Below are 20,195 nucleotides of genomic sequence, written 5' to 3'. Positions count from 1 at the left end.
GAAATGAAACGTAAATATGGTGACGGTTCTTCGTGGAAGCGACTAATAGAGAGGGATTATACGGTTAAGCAGATAGAAGAGGGAATGCTAGGAATACTGGAAATAAAAAAGGTGAGAGAACCTAGTTGTAAAGAATATGATGGTAAAGAGCTTTGTATTGCTGGCGATCGGTATACGTGGATTCAGTATTTCATAAACGGGAAAAACTTTGCGATTACCGCTATGTTAGATGATCGAAAAGAATTAGTACAATATTATATCGATGTGGCGAAAGAATATGAAATAGACGAACGTGGTTTACCGTATTTTGATGATTTATATTTAGATGTAGTGTTATTACCGAATGGTAAAATGTATATATTGGATGAAGATGAGCTAGAGGATGCTTATAAAAGTGGCGATGTTACAAAAGAAGAGTATGAATTGGCTTGGTACACTACGAAATGGATCATAGATGCAATAAAAAATAGTGAATTTTATTGGATTTCAATATTGGAAGAAGAAATCAAAAAGTTAAAATGATTGTTGTATTCAAATTTTTGTATAATTACCAAAAAAATCTATATAAAAAATAATTGACTTTTGTTTTGTAAGCGAGTAAAGTTAGGGAAGAAATTATTATTAAAAAATAAATATGAAACCTTCTTATAAAGAGAGGCGGAGGGACTGGCCCTACGATGCCTCGGCAGCGGACTCGATTTCAGAGTGCTGTGCCAAATCCAGCAAGCATGTGCTTGAAAGATGAGAAGAGCGTTTCTTATAGATGTATAAGACCTCTTCTCATTGGAAGAGGTCTTTTGTTATTCATTAGAAAAAGGTTGAAACTAGGGAGAGATGGTACTTTGAAAGAAACGAGAGGAAATGGTTTGGCTTTATTACCACTTGGGATATTTTTGGCGCTATTTATTGGTTCTGGAATTATTACAGGTGATTTCTATAAATTGCCGATACTTGTAGCAATTTCAATTGCTGTGGGAGTCGCTTTAGCAATGAATCGTAAAGAAAGTTTTCATGTAAAAGTAGAACGATTTGCTAAAGGTGCAGGGAACCCGGATATTATGATTATGGTTCTAATTTTTGTCCTAGCAGGAGCATTTTCTGAAACAGCAAAAGGGATGGGCGGCGTTGATTCTACAGTTAACTTAGCGCTATCCATTTTACCGCAAGGATTTATCGTAGCTGGAATTTTTGTTATAGGCGCATTTATTTCATTAGCGATGGGAACTTCAATGGGTACAATTGCTGCATTAGCACCAATTGCTGTAGGTATTAGTGGGCAAACTAATATCTCCATTGCACTTACGATGGCTACTGTTGTTGGTGGAGCGATGTTTGGTGATAATTTATCATTTATTTCAGATACAACAATCGCAGCTGTACGTTCACAAGGAACGGAAATGAAAGATAAGTTTAAAACGAACTTTTTAATTGTATTACCAGCAGCGATTATTACAATTGTACTATTAGTAATCATTACTTTAGGAAGTGATACGCAGATTAAAGCGCATAGCTTTGACTGGATAAAGATTTTACCGTATGCAGGAGTACTTATTACAGCATTACTTGGCTGGAATGTACTTATCGTGTTAACTGGTGGAACTGTATTATCAGGTGTTATCGGTCTTTTAGATGGAAGTTACACGTTAGAGAGTTTCTTTAAAAGTGTAACGACTGGAATGGGCGGTATGATGGAGCTAGTATTACTTGCTATTTTAATTGGCGGTATGGTCGAACTAATTCAATATAACGGTGGCATTCAATATTTAATGAATATTTTAACTCGTAACATTCGTTCAAAAAAAGGAGCAGAGTTTGGTATCGCTGGTTTAGTAGGTATGACGAATATGTGTACAGCGAATAATACGATTTCTATTATCTTTACAGGTCCACTGGCGAAAAATATTGCAGATCAATATGAAATTGATCCCCGTAAATCAGCGAGTGTATTAGATCTTTTCTCATGCTGTGTGCAAGGATTAATACCGTACGGAGCGCAAATGTTAACAGCAGCAGGATTTGCGGCGTTATCTCCGATTGAATTGTTGCCATATGCGTTTTATCCAATCTTAGTTGGAGTATGTGGAATCATTTCTATATTAATTGGTTTCCCGCGGTTTTCTAAAGTAGCGGGAAAGAAAGAGTATCATAAAACAGCATAATGAAAAATGAAGTTTATGAAATGAAACGAAAGCCGTACAGAGAATGTCCTCTGTACGGCTTTTTATATGCCCTAAAAGAGTGAATGATGAGATGCTACCGCAGGTTTTTACAAAAGGCTGAATGCAACTCAGCCTTAAGTCTGAGTCGAAAACGGTTCTTAAGCTCGTTATGGAAAAAAGAAAAAATAGTTAAGATAAGAGTATCAAATCGAAGGGAGGCAAGCACAAGATGAAACAATTTCTAGCGTTTATCGCGGCTGGTATTTTAGCTTTAATTGCTCTTGGCAGTCTTGCTGGTATTATAGGATTCGCAATTGGAGCAGGAGTTGTGTACTGGAGCTATAAATCATTTGTGCGAGCACAATCATTTTTTGGAAAGTTAGCTTGGGGTATTGTTGGTTTAATCGGCTTGTCCATTGCCCTTTCTCATTCCCCAGCATTAATCGGTATTGCAGCATTAGTAGTTTTATACTACGGATACCGTGAGTGGAAAAAAGAAAAAGATGTAGTTGTTGATTCTGCTCCAGAAAGTTCTAAACCATATAGCAACTTTGAAGATGAGTGGAACAAGTTAATGAAAAACTAATATAAAATAAATCAAATTTATAAAGTAGAAGAGAGGAAGATTATAATGAAACAATCTTTATTCGGACGTGTACGCGATGCAATTTTAGCAGATTTTCATAATGTGTTAGATGAGAAAGAAAGAAAAAATCCAATCGCTATGTTAAACCAATATTTACGCGATAGTGAGCGTGAAATCACAAAAATTGAGAAGTTAATTCAGCGTCATAAAACATTAAAATCTAATTTTGCTCGTGAACTTGAGCAAGCACGATATTTCGTTAATAAAAGATCAAAGCAAGCAATTATTGCTCAAGAAGCAGGCGAACTACAACTACATGAGCGTGCTTTAGAGGAAGTAGCTTATTATGAAGGGCAAGTAACTCGATTAGAAGAAATGTATGCAGGTGTTGTAGAGCAAATTGATGAGTTAGAGCGTCGTCTTTCTGAAATGAAAAATAAATTAAAAGAAATGCACGCAAAGCGTATGGAATTAATGGCACGTGAAAATATGGCGCATGCAAATCGCCGTATGAATACTGCGATGCATAAAATGGATGAAAATAATCCTTTCTTACGATTTGAAGAAATTGAGGATCATATTCGCGACTTAGAAACTCGTATGAATGAGGAACATGAACGTGACACATTTGATATGAAGATTGCAAAGCTTGAGCGTGAAATGAAGGAAAAGAATGATGTATCGTTAACGAAAGAGTTAACAAAATAATAGTAGTATATTATAAAACAGGCTTATGATATAGTGATAGGAGAAAAGGTATTGGAAAGCAATGCCTTTTCTTCTATGTATATGTGACAAGAAGGGGGGAGCTGAAATGAAGAAACATTTTTCAAAAACACAATTAATGGGGATGCTCCTCATCATATTTGGATTTGGTCTTTTTCTTGATATGATACTTGGACATTTTGAACCAGGTGGTCTCATTTTTGCATTTATTATGCTTATGTTTGGAAGGCATTATCGTAAAAAGAATCGTTATGTACGGGGAAATGTATTTTTATTTGTTGGTGGTATCGTATTTTTATTCTTCTTATTTTCATCAGCAGCATTTGTTCTTGTCGTATTCGCTTGTTTAGCTTTAATTGGTTATCAATTGATTCAACAAGGGCATAAGCAAAAGGCAATGAAGGTTGAAATTAAAGAAAAAGGGATTATAGACGAAGAAAAGCAAATATATCGTACAGAACCATATTTGAAAAATATGTTTGTAGGTAATGTACGAATGATGGATCATATTTATGAACTTGAAGATATAAATGTTCAATATGGTGCTTGCGATGTGGAAATAGATTTAACAACTGCTATGATTCCTGAAGGAGAAACGGTAATTGTTATTCGAGGTGTCGTTGGTAATATTCGTTTATATGTGCCATATGATATTGAACTTTCTTTAAATCATTCTGTTATTGTCGGACGGGTGCTCTTGCCAGGACATGAAGAGACAGGGTTTAACCGCAATGTTACATTTAGAACAGAGCAGTATAAAGAGGCTCCTCGTCGTATTAAAATTATTTCTTCGCTTGTCGTAGGCGATACGGAAGTGAGGAAAGTATAATGAAGAAACAAAAAAATATTTCGTGGATGTATATTCGTTATTCTATGTTGTCCTCTGTTAGTATCGCACTCATTTGTACAATTGTATATGTATGGAAGAGCGAGCAACAAGTGTATGATTTACTATGGAAGGAATCCATCGCTTCTGTTCCAATTGGCTTGTTTATTATGACTACAAGTTTACTTATCGGGGGAATTGTAGGATATGCAATCGGTTACTATATAGAGCAGCGTATACAAGGGTTAAATACGTTTCTATTTGAAGTAGAGAGAGGGAATTTTCCGAGCGATGTTTCGTTTACTGCAGATGATGAATTTCATGAAGTGGAACGAAAAGTAATCGGCCTTGCTCGTCGATTAGAGGAGCAAGCTGGACTTTTTCAAAAAGTAACGAATGAACGAGCTCATTGGAATGAAGAGATGAGACAAGAAGCGATTTCCCAAGAAAGGCATCGATTGGCGAGGGAGCTGCATGATTCTGTAAGTCAGCAGCTTTTTGCAATGTCGATGATGATGTCGGCTATTAATGAACAAGTAGCTGAATTTCCAGAAACGACGAAAAAGCAGTTGCAGCTCGTTGAAAATATGGTTGTAAATGCACAATCAGAAATGAGAGCATTGCTTCTTCATTTACGCCCAGTACAGTTAGAAGGTAAGAAGCTAACAGAGGGGATAGAAGAGTTATTAACAGAACTTTCTAGAAAGCAACATATGAAAATTGAATGGTTAATTGAGCCAATAGAATTGAAAAAAGGTGTAGAAGATCATTTATTCCGCATTGTACAAGAGGCGCTGTCTAATACTTTACGGCATGCGAAGGCAAAGAAAACAGAAGTGCGTCTTCGAAAAATTGATCAATATGCAATTCTAAAAATAATTGATGATGGCGTTGGATTTGAAGTGGGAGTTAATAAAGCTGGTTCATATGGTTTAAGATCAATGCAAGAGCGTGTTCATGAAATTGGAGGGACATTAAAAGTGCTTAGTTTTCCAGCTAAAGGTACGCAAATAGAAGTGAAAGTACCGATTATGATTGAGAGAGGGGGAGAATCATGATAAAAGTATTACTAGTGGATGATCATGAAATGGTTCGAATGGGTGTATCAGCATATTTATCAACACAGCCAGATATTGAAGTGGTTGGAGAAGCTGAAAATGGAAGAAAAGGTGCAGAGTTAGCTTTGCAATTAAGACCGGATATTATTTTGATGGACCTTGTCATGGATGAGATGGATGGGGTTGAAGCAACACGGGCTATTATTCAGGAATGGCCAGAAGCAAAAATTGTAGTTGTAACGAGTTTTTTAGATGATGAGAAGTTGTACCCTGTAATTGAGGCCGGAGCGACAAGTTATTTATTAAAAACATCAAGAGCGAGTGATATAGCAGACGCTGTACGAGCAACTTATGACGGAGAAACGGTATTAGAGCCAAAAGTTACTGGTAAAATGATGTCTCGTATGCGTCAGAAGAAAGAACAACCTTTGCATGAGGAGTTAACAGAAAGAGAGTCTGAAATTTTGTTATTAATTGCCGAAGGGAAAAGTAATCAAGAGATTGCAGATGAATTGTTTATTGCTCTCAAAACAGTAAAGACACATGTGAGTAATATATTAAATAAGCTTAATGTAAGTGATCGTACACAGGCGGTTATTTATGCATTTAGACATCAATTGACGAAATGATAAAGTGAAGGCTAATAATCAGTGGGAGGGCTATCTCACTGATTATTAGTTTGCACCAAATCTTTTTATTGACGTTAATAAATGTAAGCGTTATCATTATGTTGTTGACAGTACATATAAAGGGGAGAATGTATATGTTAGTTCAAACTATATTCGGCATGGATAAGTCTAAAAAACTAGGGGATTATGTGAACGCATTACAAGCGCTTTGTGAACAATATAATGTTGAAACAGATAAAATTGCAATTGTTGAGGCGACAGAAGAGTACTATTTATTTTTAGTAAAGCAAGAAGAGTGCTATGATGTTGTCAAAGTAGAAACGGTGGATACAAATATCGACTATTATACGAAAGCTTATAAAATAAGTAGCTTTAATCATACTGCTTATCGAATGTAAAAAAACTCCCATGCGGGAGTTTTTTTAGGATGCTTTTACTTCATGAGATTCGTTTAGTAAAGGAACTTTTTTTGCACCGCTTAGCTTAGCGATTGTAAGGCTAATAAGAGCTCCGGCTAGTGCTGGTATTAACCAGCCAATTCCTTCATTATATAAAGGGATAAACTCAAAATATGGTGTGATAAATGAAATGGAAATACCACCTTGTTTTAATCCATCAAATACGCTTACAATTGCTGCTCCAATTAAAGCACCTACATAAACAGAGCGATACCCACCGAAATATTTATGAAGTAACGATAGTAGAACAAGTACGATCGCAATTGGATATACGACAAGTAGGATTGGAACAGAGATAGCAATAATTTTTGTTAAACCTAAGTTGGCAACTAATAATCCTAATGCGCAAATGATGCTGGCGAACGTTTTGTATGAAAATTTAGTCAATAATGTTGAGAAGTATTGACTACATGCAGATACAAGTCCAACACATGTTGTTAAGCAAGCGAGTGTAACGATAAGAGATAATAGAAGCAAACCGTATGGACCGAATAACTGTTGTACGATGACAGTAAGTAATTGTCCGCCATTTTTTGCGTATCCGAGAGAGACACTAGTTGCACCGAGCCAGCCAAGTGCACCATATACAAGTACGAGACCGATAGCGGCAATAAGTCCTGCTTTTGCTGTTGCGATGGCAATGGATTTACGATCCTGTACACCTTTAGAACGAATGGCATTTACAACGATAATTCCAAATGCAAGTGCCGAAATGGTATCCATCGTTAAGTATCCTTCCATAAAGCCCTTGAAGATTGGAGAAGTTTGATACTCTTGCATTGCTGGTCCTGATTGCCCGAGTGGTGTAAATACACTTTTAACAAATAACAAGAAAATAGAGAGTAATAAAATAGGTGTTAAAATATTTCCAATGCGATCGACAAGTTTAGATGGATTTAAACTAAGCCAAAATACGATTGCGAAGAAAATGATCGTGTATAAAAATAGTGCTAGACTACTAGAGCGAATTGTTTCTGGTAAGAAAGAACTAACACCCATTTCATAAGCGACATTTGCAACGCGTGGAATTCCCATAGAAGGACCGATTGCGATGTATACAACAACAGTAAAGAAAATTCCGAATAATGGGTGAACATGACTTGCGAGTTGTTGCATACCATTTCCTGATAAAGAAATTGCAATTACAGTTAATAATGGTAAACCGACCCCTGTTAGTAAAAATCCAATTATTGCCGGCCAAAAGTTTTCACCTGCATTTTGTCCAAGCATGGGAGGGAAAATTAAATTACCTGCCCCAAAAAATAAAGAAAATAGCATAAGACCCGTGAAAAAAATATGTTTTTTTGATACAGTGTTCATTGTTTTTCCTCCTTTTTTACATTCATTTGTAAGAACACAAAAAACTCGTCCCTAAAGAAAGGGACGAGTTATATTTACCCGCGATACCACCCTAATTTATACATGTAGAAATGAGTCTATATGTATACGGCTTTACAACGTACAACATGATACGTGTTCCTTGTAACGGGGGACAGCCGGTAAGAACTTACTGTAACATTCGGTTCTACTTCTCGGAGATGATTTTCGGCTACGCACTGAACGTTGGCTTTCAGCAATCGCCAACTCTCTGGGGGACAGTCCTATAACGTACTCGTTCTCGTCAATGAATTTTTATTCAAGTATTCTGACAGTATTGTCACATGTTTTTTTTTGAAAGTCAATATTTTTTTGAAAGATATATTTAAATACAGAAATATCGAATGTGATTTTCATTGGTGTAAAGGGAATGGTGAATTGTAAAACGGGGGTGAAATTTTGTGGAGAATTGTAAAATTTGTAGAGAAAGTTGATATTTATAGGACTAAAGAAGGGATTGTTTGAATTTACAGAGAATAATACAACAATCCACTTGCTGGAAAGAACAAACCAAAAGAGGTGACTGAAATGCTTGCGATGGGAGTATTATTTGGCATTATTGCTATAATTGGTTTTATGTGGTTATATTATTCGCGTTCGTTTAAACAAGCAGAAGTTTTACTCTTTCAAAAAGGTAGTTTGTTGACAAATCAGTCTAGATATTTAGTATGTCCGAAGTGTGGAAGTGCACAGGCCAGAAGTGGAGGATATCAAGAGTGTTGCAAAATTAGATTATGAAAGAAGGAAGCCTCACATTATTTTGTGAGGCTTCCTTCCTTACAATTTCATGGCGCTCCAAATTGTCCACCGATCCCTTTCGATAATAGGAGATACGTTTTGCAAAGCAGTCTGTACTTGTTGTAGAAGTTGAGAAAGTTCATGATCTGTTAATTCGAATAGAATAGATCGACCTGTTCGAGGTGATAAATCTTGCAATAATGCTTCTACAGAATCATGTATTTTTCGTACTTCCCATTGTGTTTGAGTGGGGAATACGTGAAGAAAATATTTTTGTAATTCTTGTTGTATCGTGGTGGTTTTTGGACGTCTTTTTGCTTCAATTTCAATGAGTTTTGGAAAGATAGAGAAAAAATATCCACGGATGTGTTCAGGGCTTCCAGGAATTGTACAATCTTCAATGGTTCGGTCTTGTACAATGAATACACCGTTTTTCTTTAATATACGAGAAGCTTCACGTAGAAATATGGGAATGTCGTGTAAATGATGAATAACTGCGCGTGAAATAACAATGTCGAATGTATCATTAGGATATGGAACGCTATGTGCATCACCGTGAATGAATGAAATGTTTGAAAAGCCGCTACAATTTTCTTTTGCAGCTTGTAATATTTCTTTTGAAAAATCAAGTCCAACAACACTTTCTGCTCCCATAAGAGCAAGTTCTTTCGTGTAAATTCCGCCACCACAGCCGATATCAATAATTTGCTTGTTTTGTATATTTGTAATACTTTTTATCATTTCTCCCCAAGAACTATGGGCGTTTCGCTGTGCGTATGTGTATTTATTATTTGCATCGTGAAAATTAATGGACATGAAAAAGACCTCCTTTCAATGCTTAGTATAGCGTATTTTATAGTGTGTCACGTTTTTGTTTTTTGTATGAAGATTATAAGGATTTCTTATTATAAAAGGAGGATTAAATTGAAAAGGAAATATGTATTGTTAATGGTTGTTATGTTACTAGCATCCTGTAGTCAAACTGAGCCAAAAAAAGAAACAGAAAAAATAGAAGAGACGGTGAATGAAGTGAAAGAAACGATAGGGGTAACCGTTATACAAAAAAAAAATAAAGAGAAAAAGTTACAGAAATCAGAAGCGAAGTTAGTAATAGACATTATGGATAAAGCGGAGAAACAAGAAATAACAGGAAGCTTCGGTGAACCTGAATATGAAATACAAATTAGTAGAGATGGAAAGAAAGAAACGTATTATGCATGGCTAAGAGGGGAAGATAGACGAGGATGGATACAACATAAGCAAGCTATGTATATGCTGAATAAAAAAGATACGGAAAAGCTCTTGGCTATATTTCCAAATGTTTCAGAAAAAATAGAAGGTGAGAAGCAGGTAGGTTCTTTAACGGAAGTAACAAAAAAAGATTTGCAGATTACTGCGTTTCATATTAAAGCAGGAGATCAAAAAGTGGATTATACAGTACGGTATACGATTTCACAATCACTATACAATAAGTTAGAAAAGGAACAAGAATATTATTTGCAAGTCATTTATCCGGAAAAAGTTCAAAAATTAATTGGAGCAAAAGAAAGTAAAGAAATTTCAGGTGAAAAGGTAAAGGAAGGATATAAACAGTATGAACTACACGCTACTGTGCAGGTAAAAGATGCTTCACAATCACAATTAAAGGCATTAGAAACATATTATGAAAATTATGATTTGAAAATATTAAATAGTAAAAAAGAGAAAATAGGTGTTTTTCAAAATATCATTCAAATTGTGAAAGAGTATGGTGAAAAAATGAATTTACAAAGATAAAGTGAAACTTTAATCAGTGGGGGTTGTCTTCATCCCCCACTGATTATTAGTTGAACCAATCGGACTTTTATGGGCAGTTGATCCCCCCACCTAAATTCTTTGCTTTCGCTGTATTTTGAGGTGGGGGTCTTACTGCCCATTAAAGCGGGATAAAGTGAAACTTTAGTTAGCACTTATAGATCGGAATGAATGTGGAATTGTAAAGTCTAAATGACCTTTCCTAGGAAATGATAATAGAGAGGGGAAAATCCCCTCTCTATTACTTTGCTTTTGCAGATGGCTCATTCATTGATTTTCGTGTAATAAGAAAAGAAATCATAAGAGCGGAAAGGATGGTAAGGGCAATAAATACGTGATTGGGCAACAAATCTAATAATAATACGTAACTAACGGTATAAAAAATAAGAGTTGAAGCTAAAAACGATAGAGCGCCTATTATGAGAGATTGTAAATTCATCTGTAAACACCTCCTTTTATTTATATTTTTGGCTAAAATTGGATTATATAAACATTATTTCTAACAATAGAAAAAAATATGTCATAATAGAGAAAAGAACAAGCTTTGGTGAATAGAATTCATTAATGAGAGATAAAGGAGAGGAATATGAAAAATAATAAAAAAGGATTATGGGGAATTATTGTTGCAATAGGGCTATTTTTACTTTCTAAGTTAAAGTGGGTATTTGCAATTTTTAAATTAGTAAAGTTTTCAACGGTGTTTAGTATGTTTCTATCACTTGGTGCATACGCAGTTATATATGGTTGGAAATTTGGGGTAGCACTCATTTATTTATTGTTTATTCATGAAATGGGCCATTTATGGGCTGCAAAAAGAAAGGGTATACCAACATCGCCAGCAATATTTATTCCATTTATGGGCGCTCTTATTGGGATGAAAGAGATGCCAAAGAATGCAAAAGATGAAGCTTACATTGCCTTTATGGGCCCTCTTTTCGGGTTGTTGTCATTTTTACCTGCAATTCCACTTTATATAATAACGAAAGAGCCATTTTGGGCATTAATTATTTTACTTGGAAGTATGATTAACTTCTTTAACTTGATTCCAGTTTCTCCATTAGATGGTGGGCGAATTATTTCAGTTGTAAGTACAAAGATTTGGGGAGCGGGCCTTATTGTATTGCTCGGTTATTCTATTTACTTTAAAAGTATTTTGGGAGGGTTTATTTTTATTATCGGCTGTATGGAATTATATAGAGTAATAAAGAGAGATGGGCCAATTAAGGAATTAGGGTATAGAACTGATGGAATGAAAGAATATGTTGCAAGCCTTGAGAAGGAGTTAAAAGAAACCGGTGCAGTACATCGAAATATATATATGATGCAACATGAAATAAATGTATTAAGGCAAAAAGAACGGGAGAAAGAATTAAAAACAGGAGAACTCCAAAAGATTGAAGTGTTAGAGTATCTTTTACGAAAGTTTGAGCCACTTGATTACGTCCCATATGAAGATGAAAAAGAAACACATACCATTCATATAAGAGAAGCATTTGAATTGTCAGAAAGAAAATTACAGGAATGGGATGCAGAAAAGAGACAACAGGAAAACTATTACAAAGTGGAGATGAAAACGAAATGGACGGTATGTGCTTGTTATATCGGATTAATGGCTATACTCGGTTACACGGCTTATGAAGGATATGTTGTTTTACAAGAGCATTTGCCAACGAGAAATGTATAGAAAAATATTGTCGAAATGATAGGAAGGATTTATACAGGAATTATATTTCTACGAGAGAATGTTACAAGTATAGTCATACATTGTAATATTTTTAGTAGAGAAGGAGTTCTGTATATGAAGAAAGTGTTACGTGTATTCGGGATTATTATCGTGATGATCATTGCGAGCTATAGTCTTATGAAAGTGTTGTTATATTATGCGAATAAGCCTGCTAAAGTAAATACAATAGCTCAAATAGAAGATGTACAAGAAGAGACAAAAGTGCTAGATTTTATTCGTATGACACATGAAAGCTATAATAATTTCTTAAATTATGGTAAAGCAGAGAATTATACAGAAGGGGACTGGAACCAATTTAAACAATGGTTTCAACAACAAGAATCATCTTTAAAAAATATACATACAGAAATAAAGAATGAAAAAATAAAACGCGACGTAAATAGAAGCTATGAAATTGTAAAAAAAGGTGTGGAACTTCAAAATATTGAGTATGTAGTTTATGCACATCGTGTATACCATGACTTAGATATTATCGTAAATAAATATACAGGTGAGACGAACATCTGGGGGTATACAGAATTTGGAGATGGGAAAGATATAAAGGTAATTGAACAAGCTATTCAATCTAAATAATAAGCTAGCTAGAATTCTAGTTGGCTTATTTTCTTTTGTAAGTACAATGTTCATATATTTTTCACAAAAACATCGTGTTAATAGTGATTAAAATCACAATCTGTATTATACAATTCAGTTAAACTAAAAACAGTTAAGGAAATAGAGGAGTGGGATACAATGTTAAGTGAAAAAACAATTGAAATCGTAAAGTCAACAGTACCATTATTACAAGAAAAAGGCGTTGAAATTACAACGAGATTTTATGAAATTTTATTTTCGGAACATCCGGAGTTATTGAATATTTTCAACCATACAAATCAGAAAAAGGGAAGACAACAACAAGCTTTAGCGAATGCTGTGTATGCAGCTGCAATGTACATTGATAATTTAGAAGCTATTATTCCAGTTGTAAAACAAATTGGTCATAAGCATAGAAGTTTAGGCATTAAAGCAGAGCATTATCCAATTGTAGGTACATGTTTACTACGTGCGATTAAAGAGGTCGCAGGCGCACCTGATGAAGTGTTAAACGCATGGGGAGAAGCTTATGGTGTCATTGCTGATGCATTTATTAGCATTGAAGCAGAGATGTATGAAGAAGCGGCACATAAAGAGGGCGGATGGAAAGATTTCCGTAACTTTGTAGTTGTTAAAAAAGTGAAGGAAAGCGATGTTATTACGTCATTTTATTTAAAACCTGAAGATGGAGGGAAAGTTTCTTCATTCATCCCAGGACAATATGTAACGGTTCAAATAAATATTGAAGGTGAAACATATACACATAATCGTCAATATAGCTTATCAGATGCTCCTGGAAAAGAATATTATCGTATTAGTGTAAAGAAAGAAAAAGGTGTAGATACACCGGACGGTAAAGTATCAAATTACTTACATGATCATGTAAAAGAAGGCGATATGTTACCAGTAAGTGCACCAGCAGGAGATTTCGTATTAAATATGGATTCAACATTACCAGTTGTACTAATTAGTGGTGGAGTAGGTATTACACCAATGATGAGTATGCTAAATACGTTAATTGAACAAGATTCAAAACGTAATGTATGTTTTGTTCATGCCGCACTAAATAGTAATACACATGCAATGAAAGGACATGTTGAGGCAGTAGATAATGAATACGAACAAGTTAAAGCATACACTTGCTATTCGGCACCGACTGAAAAAGATTTGGAAATGAAAAACTTTGATAAAGAAGGTTTCATTGAAGCTGAATGGCTGCAAACGATTATTCCGACAACGGAAGCAGAATTTTACTTCTGTGGCCCAGTACCATTTATGAAACATATAAATGCAGTACTAACTAATTTAGGTGTGAAACAAGAGCATATTCATTATGAATTTTTCGGTCCAGCAGCAAGCTTACAATAGATGTAATGTGAATAAGCAAAAAACGAGGTATTATTTTACCTCGTTTTTTATTTGTTCTCGTAATAGTCGATTTACCGTTTCGCGGCGTATACCAATGAGCTGACCAATTTCAGTTTGTGTTAATATTTCATATATAGGAATGTCACCTAAATATAGTGTGAACCATTCTTGTAAGCGATGAAGACGTTCTTTTGGAGAGACGGTCGTCAATTGATCGATACGTTGCTGCATCATTCTTAATTTTGATTGTAATTGTATAGCTATATTTGCATATGATGCAGGATTTGCCTGAAGTTGATCGTACCACTCATTACTTATTATAGGTTCAACTTCTGTTTTCATTAAAGCGATTGCTGTACCGTGATATTCTTTCGGTGAAATTAAGGAATGGTGAGGTATCGTTTCTCCTGGAACGATAATGTTGAATAGAAATGGTGTTCCATCTTCTTCTATCCTTACTACTTTTAATAAACCTGTTTTTATAAAATATAAAGGACCGTCCTCGCCTTGACGGAATAATACATCTCCTTTGTGTAGAATCAATGTTAGCCCCCCATTTAAACATTTCTATTTCTTTTCTTTTAGCGTATATGTATAAAGACAATATGCTATTTAAACAGCAATTTCATTGACGAAATATATGCTATTACAGTAGTATACTATTTAGTGTGTAATAGTACTAGCAATGAATACGCTGTAGGGGGTTTAGTATATTGTTAGATGCGATAAAAATGACGGATATGAGAATTCCGGCGAATGCTATCATTCATGTAGAAGAGATGAAGGGTGGAGTCGTGTTATCCGTTGAAGTGGACGGCCAAATTATTTATACGATGGCTTATGATGAAGAAACAGATAGTTATGCTGAATTATATGATCGAAACGATAAGAGGGCGTGCCAAGTACATGAGGATTTTATGGGATGGTCACTTCTTCACTAAAAAAGATGTCAATATGACATCTTTTTTTATTAAACCGATAGAATATACAAAGAAATGAAATATAAGGATAAAATTTGTAATAAATGATTTTACATTGTTAGCACTTTGTAACTGCAAGTAAACTATTTTTTCGCTATCATAAAGATAACAGTCGCAGTTATAGGAGTGGTCAACGTGAAGAAAGTACATATTTCTAATTACATGCTATTATGTGTTTGTTTCATTTTATTTGTTCTCTTAGGAGGATTTTTATATTCATGTGTATAAGAAAAAACGCATTCTAAAAAGAACGCGTTATAAAAAAGAAGTAATGATTAATCTAGTTCCGAGAATAATTAATGTGATACGTAATAAATTAATTACGGCGTTACCGCTTAATTTTGTATTAATATAAGCCCCGATTTTTCCGCCAATCCATGCACCAGGAATAAGAATTAATGCATAAATCCAGCTGACATTTCCAAGGGATATGTGAGTTGCAGAACTTACAATTGCTGATAGAAATACGATAAACATCGAAGTTGCTACAGCAATATGTGCTGGGAATGCAAAAAGTAGCATCATTGCTGGAACAAGTAAAGCACCGCCACCAATTCCAAATAAACCAGATATAAAACCAACTATAAAGGCGATAAAGATAGCGAGAAGCGGTGGGAATTGATAGTGAACAGTGTTTCCTTCGTTATCTGTAAAAGAACGTTTAATTACAGTCATATTTGATAAAGAAAGGGGTTTTAATTTGTCTCGTAACATAAGAAGAATGGAGACAAAAATAAGGAAAATCCCAAAATATAAAGAAAATGTATCTTGGTTTAAAAATTTATTTGCCCAGGAGCCAATGATACCACCAGGGCCACTCCCGATAAATAAAATAAGTCCACTTTTGTAATCTACTCGTTTATGCTTCATATAAGTAAGGGTGGAAGATAGTCCTGTAAAAACGACTGTTACCATTGAAGTTCCTACTGCAAGTTGTGGTGATAGGCTGTGTAATCCGATTAATAACGGAACAATAATAATTCCGCCGCCAAGCCCGACTAGACTCCCGACTGTTCCGGCGATTAGTCCGACGAAAAGTAACATGATGTATTCCAAAATTGCCAACTCCTCTATATAACTTATCCACCAATTATTATACACGCTTTTTCATGAGAAAAAGCTTTGTTCACAAAAAAGTCGTCTTCCTAGAAAAATAAGGAAGACGACTTTTAATTAAAAGATTAAGTGTAATAAAGAGTAAAATAAAGCAGCTAAAGAAGCTGAAATAGGAAGTGTAATAACCCAAGTAATTAACATGCGTTTTGCAGTTCCCCATTTTACACCTTTCACACGATGAGAAGCACCAACCCCTAAAATAGAAGAAGAGATAACGTGCGTCGTACTAACTGGTAAGTGAATGAATGTTGCCCCGAAAATAACAAGAGATGATGATAAATCAGCAGCTACACCATTTACAGGACGAATTTTCATAATTTGTCCACCGACAGTTTTAATAATTTTCCATCCGCCGACAGAAGTACCAAGACCCATTGCAATCGCACAAGATAATTGTACCCAGAACGGGATGTCGCTAGAAGTATGATAATTATTGGCCATAAGAGCCATCGTAATAATTCCCATTGCTTTTTGCGCATCATTCGTACCGTGTGTATAAGCTTGTAATGCAGCAGTGAAAATCTGGAATAAACGGAAGTTTTTGTTCGTCTTCGTTAAATTGAAGTTTTTAAAGACGACTTTAAAAATACTGTATACGATATAACCGATAACAAAAGCGATAATCGGTGAAATGATTAAAGCCTCAAGAATTTTTATGAAACCTTTAAAGTTTAATGAACTAAAACCAGCAGCAGCGATAGCTGCACCTGCGATCGAGCCAATGATTGCATGCGAAGAACTACTTGGAATACCGTAGTACCAAGTAATTAAATTCCATGCTATTGCCGCAAGTAAAGCAGCTAAAATTACAAGAGAACCATTTGGTAAAGCGAATGGATCAACGATATCTTTTGTAATCGTTTTTGCTACACCTGTAAATGTCATCGCACCTAAAAAGTTCATAATAGCTGCCATAACAATTGCATGTCTAGGCTTTAGAGCTTTCGTTGAAACAGCCGTTGCAATAGCGTTTGCTGTATCGTGAAATCCATTGATAAAGTCAAAAGCTAAAGCGCAAATGACTACTAAAACGGTCAGTATCAAGAGTGTATCCATGATCAAACTCCTTACGCGTTCTTCATAATAATTGTTTCTAGTACGTTTGCAACGCTTTGGCAGCTATCCGCTACTTCTTCAAGCTCTTCGTAAATCTCTTTGTATTGAATAATCTTAATCGGATCTTTTTCACGAGAGAATAAGTGTTTAATCGCATGACGGCGAATATCATCACATTGTGATTCGTAATCCTTAATCTTAATCGCATTTGTACGAATGTCGACTAATTTTTTGTTAGACATTAATTCAACAGAGTTTGCAATTTCAATCGCACATTGATTAATTGCTTCTACGAATTTAATCATGTATTCATCAGCTTCTGTAATAGAATACATTTCGAATAGACCAGCACTATGATCTAATCCGTCTAATACATCATCCATACTCATTGCAAGTTGTAGGATGTCCTCACGTTCAATAGGAGTAATAAACGCTTTGTTTAGCTCCATAATGATTTCGTGAATAAATGAGTCACCTTTTGACTCATACTCTTTCATGCGCATAGAAAACTCTTTTAAATCGCTAGCATTTTTAATTTTATACTCCACGAAAAACTGCGCGCCTTCTTTTAAATTTTCAGAAACATTCATTAACATTTCAGAAAATTTATCTTTTTTTGATTTAAAGACCATTATTAGTTACCCCCACAAAAGTAATATATGTAAAATATATTGGCTAGTCAATTCTAACAAAAAACTGTCGTTTTTTAAAACATTTTATCGAAAAGTTTACAAAAACTTAACATAACTCTTATTGTTGTATTAATAATATTAATAATCAATATTGAATATCTTACTTGTAGAATGTCCTTTTCTTGCAAAAAGTATGAATGTGAAAGAAAAGCTTTACACTACAGGAAAGACTACGTTATTATAATAAATTTAAAAGGAGGTATATTCTTCCTTTTGAAAAAAAGAGTGTAAACAAATGAAGGAAGTGAACGAATGAAATTGAAGAACACTCACTTAAAAAAAATGCAGGAGTGGTTCAATAAGAGAAAGAAACTTCGTAATTCGTTAATTATATTAGGAAGTTTACTTGCTACTCTATTTATTGCTATAAATATAATAATTTCCATTCAAGACATATCTGAATTAAAACAAGCTGTTCCGCAACCGACCTTAATTTATGATGCAAATAATGAAGTTGCGACTAAATTAGCTTCTTCTAAAACAGAAGGCGTTAAAAGGAAAGATATTCCGGATATTATGGTTCAGGCAATTGTTGCAGTAGAAGATAAGGAATTTTTTAAACATCACGGTATTTACTACAGTGGAATTATAAGTGCAGTTTTTAAAAATATTACAGCAGGAGAAGTTGTAGCGGGGGGAAGTACAATTACACAACAACTTGCGAAAAATGTATTTCTGACACAAGACCGCACATACTCTCGAAAAATAAAGGAATATTTTTTAACAAAAAAAATAGAGCGCACGTATACGAAAGATGAAATTATTGAAATGTATATGAACCAAATTTATTTTGGTGAAGGTGCTTGGGGGATAAAAAGGGCAGCTAAATCTTATTTTGATAAAGAGGTAAAAGATTTAACAATTTCAGAAGCTGCAACGATTGCAGGATTAATAAAAGCACCATCTGCGTATTCACCCTATAAAAACTTTAACAAGTCAATTGAAAGACGTAATGTCGTATTAAGTTTAATGAAAGAGCAAGGGTATATTTCTGACGAACAGTATAATAAAGAAAAAGAGAGCGGTCTTGTATTAAAACGTGGTGTAGATGATAAATACAAGGGAAAATACTCTCAATATGTAGACTATATTGTTAGAGAAGCGATGGACAAGTACGAATTAACACAAAATGAAATTTTAGCGGGTGGTTATCGTATTTATACAGAGCTTGATCCGAAAAAACAACAGGCGGTAGAAGATGTTGTGAATAATGATAGTTATTTCAAGGATAGTGGCTCAGACCAACTGATGCAAACGGGTGTAGTTCTTATGAACCCAAAAACAGGTGGTGTACCAGCTTTAGTTGGAGGAAGAGGGCCGTATCAATTTTTACAGTTTAACCATGCAACCCAATTAAAAAGACAGCCTGGCTCAACTTTAAAGCCCTTAGCCGTATATGTACCGGCGTTAGAGCAAGGGTATGAAGTATACGATATATTGAAAGATGAACCATTTAATATTAAAGAATATAAACCACAGAATAGTGATCATACTTTTCACGGTGATGTGACAATGTATGAAGCTGTGGCAAAGTCGTACAATGTTTCGGCTGTTTGGCTATTAGAACAAATTGGATTAGATAAAGGATTGAAATCTTTAGAGCGATTTGGTATTCCATTAGTGCCAGAAGATCGTACGTATCCGATCGCTTTAGGCGGTATGCATGTGGGGACATCTCCATTTGTAATGGCTCAAGCGTATAGTACATTTGCAAATGATGGTGTCCAAGTGGAAGCTCACGCGATTAGAGAGATACAAAATGCTGAAGGAGAAACGATTGGAAAGTGGTATAAGAAAGAGACACGAGTGACAAGTGAGAAAATTTCTCAAAAGATGACATATTTATTAAAAGGTGTTGTCGAAAAGGGAACGGGCGAAAAGGCGAAAGTTAATAACGTTGATACGGCAGGTAAGACAGGTACTACTCAAATTGTAAATGGACCAAGCACTGGTGCAAAGGATTCATGGTTTGTAGGATACACACCAGATTTAGTAGGTGCGATTTGGGTAGGATATGATAAAACGGATAGCGATCATTATATTCCAGGGGGCAGTCAAATTACGACAACAATGTTCCGGGATATTATGAAAAAAGCGAACGCCAATCCAGCTCAAAAAGCATTCCAGTTATCGCTCATATCTGAGGCGGATTATAAAAAACAATTGAATACAATAGACGAGGAAAAACGAAGAAAAGAAGAAGAAAAGAGAAGGAAAGAAGAGGAACAACAACGAAAAAAAGAACAACAAGAGTGGCTGGATAAAGTGAAAGAATGGATTCCTTCATTTTGGTAAAAGAAAGAGGCGAATAACGA

Annotated in this window: 22 protein-coding genes, 1 riboswitch and 1 other annotated feature; of the genes, 15 read left to right on the top strand and 7 right to left on the bottom strand. The window is 35.0% G+C overall.

Features of this window, described 5'->3' with window-relative positions; genetic code table 11:
* Nucleotides 1–3: 3 nt before the first annotated feature.
* The 8 genes from ACZ76X_RS07290 to ACZ76X_RS07255 all read left to right on the top strand — a co-directional run bounded on the left by ACZ76X_RS07290 (nucleotide 4) and on the right by ACZ76X_RS07255 (nucleotide 6,382).
* Nucleotides 4–522, top strand: a complete 519-nt coding sequence (locus ACZ76X_RS07290) for a ribonuclease FAU-1 family protein (RefSeq protein ID WP_479850050.1) — start codon at nucleotides 4–6, stop codon at nucleotides 520–522.
* Nucleotides 523–642: 120 nt separating this feature from the next.
* A riboswitch (SAM riboswitch) is annotated at nucleotides 643–748 on the top strand.
* 94 nt (nucleotides 749–842) lie between these two features.
* Nucleotides 843–2,159, top strand: coding sequence for a Na+/H+ antiporter NhaC family protein (locus ACZ76X_RS07285; RefSeq protein ID WP_479850049.1), 1,317 nt, complete (start codon nucleotides 843–845; stop codon nucleotides 2,157–2,159).
* 229 nt (nucleotides 2,160–2,388) lie between these two features.
* Nucleotides 2,389–2,745, top strand: a complete 357-nt coding sequence (locus ACZ76X_RS07280; RefSeq protein WP_000808632.1) for a lmo0954 family membrane protein — start codon at nucleotides 2,389–2,391, stop codon at nucleotides 2,743–2,745.
* A gap of 45 nt (nucleotides 2,746–2,790) precedes the next feature.
* Complete coding sequence (locus ACZ76X_RS07275) at nucleotides 2,791–3,453, top strand: PspA/IM30 family protein (protein ID WP_000814138.1); 663 nt, start codon at nucleotides 2,791–2,793, stop codon at nucleotides 3,451–3,453.
* 106 nt (nucleotides 3,454–3,559) lie between these two features.
* On the top strand, nucleotides 3,560–4,300 hold the full coding sequence (liaF, locus tag ACZ76X_RS07270; RefSeq protein ID WP_000716089.1) for a cell wall-active antibiotics response protein LiaF: 741 nt from the start codon (nucleotides 3,560–3,562) through the stop codon (nucleotides 4,298–4,300).
* On the top strand, nucleotides 4,300–5,355 hold the full coding sequence (locus ACZ76X_RS07265) for a sensor histidine kinase (RefSeq protein ID WP_306185347.1): 1,056 nt from the start codon (nucleotides 4,300–4,302) through the stop codon (nucleotides 5,353–5,355). The genes liaF and ACZ76X_RS07265 overlap by 1 nt, the downstream gene beginning before the upstream one ends.
* Nucleotides 5,352–5,984, top strand: a complete 633-nt coding sequence (locus tag ACZ76X_RS07260; protein WP_000598703.1) for a response regulator — start codon at nucleotides 5,352–5,354, stop codon at nucleotides 5,982–5,984. Before ACZ76X_RS07265 ends, ACZ76X_RS07260 begins: the two co-directional genes overlap by 4 nt.
* Before the next feature lie 98 nt (nucleotides 5,985–6,082).
* Complete coding sequence (locus ACZ76X_RS07255; protein WP_479850048.1) at nucleotides 6,083–6,382, top strand: DUF3922 domain-containing protein; 300 nt, start codon at nucleotides 6,083–6,085, stop codon at nucleotides 6,380–6,382.
* Between the two features lie 24 nt (nucleotides 6,383–6,406).
* On the opposite strand, the gene brnQ3 is transcribed toward ACZ76X_RS07255, so the two are convergent.
* Nucleotides 6,407–7,762, bottom strand: a complete 1,356-nt coding sequence (gene brnQ3, locus ACZ76X_RS07250; RefSeq protein WP_479850047.1) for a branched-chain amino acid transport system II carrier protein BrnQ3 — start codon at nucleotides 7,760–7,762, stop codon at nucleotides 6,407–6,409.
* Nucleotides 7,763–7,818: 56 nt separating this feature from the next.
* Nucleotides 7,819–8,076: a binding site (T-box leader), on the bottom strand.
* A 271-nt stretch (nucleotides 8,077–8,347) separates the two neighbouring features.
* On the opposite strand from brnQ3, the gene ACZ76X_RS07245 reads away from it, so the two are divergent.
* Nucleotides 8,348–8,557, top strand: coding sequence for a hypothetical protein (locus tag ACZ76X_RS07245; RefSeq protein WP_000880630.1), 210 nt, complete (start codon nucleotides 8,348–8,350; stop codon nucleotides 8,555–8,557).
* Nucleotides 8,558–8,596: 39 nt separating this feature from the next.
* Here the strand turns inward: ACZ76X_RS07245 and ACZ76X_RS07240 are convergent, their stop codons facing one another.
* On the bottom strand, nucleotides 8,597–9,373 hold the full coding sequence (locus ACZ76X_RS07240) for a class I SAM-dependent methyltransferase (protein WP_098670412.1): 777 nt from the start codon (nucleotides 9,371–9,373) through the stop codon (nucleotides 8,597–8,599).
* A 108-nt stretch (nucleotides 9,374–9,481) separates the two neighbouring features.
* Between ACZ76X_RS07240 and ACZ76X_RS07235 the strand changes: the two genes are divergently transcribed.
* A complete protein-coding gene (locus tag ACZ76X_RS07235; protein ID WP_479850046.1) occupies nucleotides 9,482–10,333 on the top strand; it encodes a YhfM domain-containing protein in 852 nt (283 codons plus the stop codon).
* 259 nt (nucleotides 10,334–10,592) lie between these two features.
* On the opposite strand, the gene ACZ76X_RS07230 is transcribed toward ACZ76X_RS07235, so the two are convergent.
* The gene (locus ACZ76X_RS07230) at nucleotides 10,593–10,790 is read right to left on the bottom strand and encodes a hypothetical protein (protein WP_479850045.1); all 198 of its coding nucleotides are present in this window, start codon (nucleotides 10,788–10,790) and stop codon (nucleotides 10,593–10,595) included.
* A 147-nt stretch (nucleotides 10,791–10,937) separates the two neighbouring features.
* Here ACZ76X_RS07230 and ACZ76X_RS07225 point away from each other — a divergent pair, with 147 nt between their 5' ends.
* The 3 genes from ACZ76X_RS07225 to hmpA all read left to right on the top strand — a co-directional run bounded on the left by ACZ76X_RS07225 (nucleotide 10,938) and on the right by hmpA (nucleotide 14,036).
* Complete coding sequence (locus ACZ76X_RS07225; RefSeq protein ID WP_479850044.1) at nucleotides 10,938–12,035, top strand: site-2 protease family protein; 1,098 nt, start codon at nucleotides 10,938–10,940, stop codon at nucleotides 12,033–12,035.
* Nucleotides 12,036–12,149: 114 nt separating this feature from the next.
* A complete protein-coding gene (locus ACZ76X_RS07220) occupies nucleotides 12,150–12,668 on the top strand; it encodes a hypothetical protein (protein WP_479850043.1) in 519 nt (172 codons plus the stop codon).
* A 159-nt stretch (nucleotides 12,669–12,827) separates the two neighbouring features.
* On the top strand, nucleotides 12,828–14,036 hold the full coding sequence (gene hmpA / locus ACZ76X_RS07215) for an NO-inducible flavohemoprotein (RefSeq protein WP_479850042.1): 1,209 nt from the start codon (nucleotides 12,828–12,830) through the stop codon (nucleotides 14,034–14,036).
* 30 nt (nucleotides 14,037–14,066) lie between these two features.
* Here the strand turns inward: hmpA and ACZ76X_RS07210 are convergent, their stop codons facing one another.
* Nucleotides 14,067–14,579 (bottom strand): Crp/Fnr family transcriptional regulator, encoded by a 513-nt coding sequence (locus ACZ76X_RS07210; RefSeq protein ID WP_479850041.1) that lies wholly within the window; start codon nucleotides 14,577–14,579, stop codon nucleotides 14,067–14,069.
* Nucleotides 14,580–14,749: 170 nt separating this feature from the next.
* Here ACZ76X_RS07210 and ACZ76X_RS07205 point away from each other — a divergent pair, with 170 nt between their 5' ends.
* Complete coding sequence (locus tag ACZ76X_RS07205) at nucleotides 14,750–14,977, top strand: hypothetical protein (protein ID WP_000882907.1); 228 nt, start codon at nucleotides 14,750–14,752, stop codon at nucleotides 14,975–14,977.
* Between the two features lie 294 nt (nucleotides 14,978–15,271).
* On the opposite strand, the gene ACZ76X_RS07200 is transcribed toward ACZ76X_RS07205, so the two are convergent.
* From ACZ76X_RS07200 to ACZ76X_RS07190, 3 genes are all read right to left on the bottom strand, one after another.
* Complete coding sequence (locus ACZ76X_RS07200) at nucleotides 15,272–16,072, bottom strand: sulfite exporter TauE/SafE family protein (RefSeq protein WP_098670407.1); 801 nt, start codon at nucleotides 16,070–16,072, stop codon at nucleotides 15,272–15,274.
* Nucleotides 16,073–16,189: 117 nt separating this feature from the next.
* Nucleotides 16,190–17,188, bottom strand: coding sequence for an inorganic phosphate transporter (locus ACZ76X_RS07195; RefSeq protein ID WP_087964701.1), 999 nt, complete (start codon nucleotides 17,186–17,188; stop codon nucleotides 16,190–16,192).
* 11 nt (nucleotides 17,189–17,199) lie between these two features.
* On the bottom strand, nucleotides 17,200–17,820 hold the full coding sequence (locus ACZ76X_RS07190) for a DUF47 domain-containing protein (RefSeq protein WP_000231448.1): 621 nt from the start codon (nucleotides 17,818–17,820) through the stop codon (nucleotides 17,200–17,202).
* Nucleotides 17,821–18,132: 312 nt separating this feature from the next.
* Between ACZ76X_RS07190 and ACZ76X_RS07185 the strand changes: the two genes are divergently transcribed.
* Nucleotides 18,133–20,175: a transglycosylase domain-containing protein gene (locus ACZ76X_RS07185; protein WP_479850040.1), complete on the top strand. Its 2,043-nt coding sequence runs from the start codon at nucleotides 18,133–18,135 to the stop codon at nucleotides 20,173–20,175.
* Nucleotides 20,176–20,195: the final 20 nt, after the last annotated feature.

This window comes from Bacillus sp. BC05(2025), assembly GCF_056725905.1.
Note: the sequence above shows the minus strand (reverse complement) of the source record. Positions and strands in the feature narration are given on the sequence as shown.